The organism is Ruminococcus sp. AM43-6 (assembly GCF_003461785.1).
Classification (GTDB): Bacteria; Bacillota; Clostridia; order Oscillospirales; family Ruminococcaceae; genus Hominimerdicola; species Hominimerdicola aceti.
Window position 1 is genome coordinate 229 of record NZ_QTXU01000075.1, and the last position, 1,450, is coordinate 1,678.

A 1,450-nucleotide genomic window follows, 5' to 3' on the forward strand; every position below is an offset into this window, starting at 1 on the left:
GATAATAAATCCCAGCAGGGTAACAATCGCCCCCGAACAGTTCACCGCAGTTATCCACTTTGCACTTCTGTCAAAGCTTTGTATATACAGAAAATTCGTCACAGAGCTTGGATAAAAGGCATTCGCTCTATCAAAATCAAAGTTTTCGTTGAAAAGATTTGCGTCTATTATCCTATTGAGCATTGTTGTAAGGACATAGTTGAGCATAAAGGGCAGGCAGGTTATGATATACGGATTTTTGCAGAAAGAGCTTAGGAAAAACGCAGGCAGAGTGGAAACTGCACCATATGCGAAAGCTACTGCAAGCATTTTGATTATGGTTCTACCTGTGCTGTCTTGCATTATGTATTGAAGCTGGTCGGCTGATACGTCAAACTCCGAAAGTGGTTGAAAAAGCACTGCACAGGCTATGCCGTAAACAGCTATACCTAGCATAACGGCAAGTCCGCCTGAGATAAGAGCGGATATGAATTTTGAAAGATAATATCTTAGCTTGCCTGTGCGGGATATGGTGAAACGCATCAGTCCGTTATTTCGCTCTGCACAGAAAGACACCATGAATGGGAATGCCACGACAATAGGCAAAAACATTGTGATATATCCCGAAAGTCCGTTTCTGAAAACCAGCACTGAGGACAGCATTGGGTCGGTGCGGAGGATATTTTTATCGAGGGTGAAAAGTGACTCAAACACCGAATATGATCTTTCGGTAGCTGAGTCTGTATAGGCTGAGGAGGTGAAAGCAAGCACTGTCGTCAGCAGCACCGCACCTGCAAAGCCTATGTTTATTATGCTTTTGTTCAGGTCACAACGCAAAACTTTCATTATTGTTAGACTCCTTTTTGATTATTAACAAAAGAAACGTTCATATCGTTACAATTTATGGTCGCATAAATTTCCTTGTTCGGAGTTTCGTCAAAGTAAAACACCCAGCATGGAACAGCTTCATATATGTCATACGAGCAGTAAGTTGCCCAGGGAGCTTTTTCACGGTCTTTTTCTTCATCTCCTGTGCTTTTCTCAATATTACCTTTTTTAATCATACAGTATTCAATAGCTATACGCTTGACGTTCAACTTCATATTTGTTGCTAAAGTATCACTTAAACATTTAGCGGCAGAAACAGGATCGGATGTACTCGTCAATTCACCGTCGATTTTATATTCTTCAAAGTAGGAGTTCGTGACAAAATTATTGACCTCGTTTCCGCAGATATATGCGAAAGCGCAGGACACGATCATATTTTCGTCAATGCTATCATAGCCTGCATATTCCAAAATATTTACGTCAGATACGGACTGAGTATAATTTGCCAGATAAAAATAGCCGTCCGAACATTCATACAAGCTTATTCTAGATACTGACAGATCATTGGAATAATTGCAGAAATTTGTAAAATCATCAGCAAAATCCTGTGCTAACTTTACAGCCTCAGGCACAGATAGCTCTC

Annotated in this window: 2 protein-coding genes; both read right to left on the reverse strand. The window is 40.6% G+C overall.

What is annotated here, in order from left to right; all coding sequences use genetic code 11:
* Positions 1–825: hypothetical protein (locus DW938_RS14450; protein ID WP_347517439.1), on the reverse strand; the 825-nt coding region annotated here is incomplete at its 3' end.
* A gap of 5 nt (positions 826–830) precedes the next feature.
* The coding region (locus tag DW938_RS14920) for a hypothetical protein (RefSeq protein WP_181984475.1) at positions 831–1,450 on the reverse strand (620 nt) is incomplete at its 5' end.